Genomic DNA, 305 nt, shown 5'->3' with positions numbered 1-305 from the left:
TAGACGCTGGATTTGAGAAAACCTCTAAATCCTCTGGCGAATCGGGATGAAATAGGTTATAATAGTGTTTGAGATTATAATCAAACCTTTATAGAAGAAATTATGAATAGAATATCCACCAGTATCCTGGTTTTGGCTCTTATGAGCCTTTTGGTGTCCTGCGAGATTCCCGAGAACACCAGTACGGGATCCGACAGCACCGGTACGGAATCCGACGGCACCGGTACGGAATCCGACGGCACCAGTACGGAATCCGACGGCACCAGCATGGCCTGGGTGGTAAGCACCTTTGCCGGCAGTGAAGC

The 305-nt window shown here is 48.9% G+C and carries 1 protein-coding gene; it reads left to right on the top strand.

Annotation, left to right across the window (positions count from 1 at the left end; all coding sequences use genetic code 11):
• Positions 1–102 precede the first annotated feature (102 nt).
• On the top strand, positions 103–305 hold a 203-nt coding region (locus S1OALGB6SA_RS04975), incomplete at its 3' end, for a hypothetical protein (RefSeq protein WP_230204427.1).

Origin of the sequence: Olavius algarvensis spirochete endosymbiont (assembly GCA_900608495.1) — a bacterium.
Lineage (GTDB): Bacteria > Spirochaetota > Spirochaetia > DSM-2461 > DSM-2461 > UBA2779.
The sequence above is the reverse complement of the archived record's forward strand: the minus strand, read 5'-3'. Positions and strand labels throughout refer to the sequence as shown.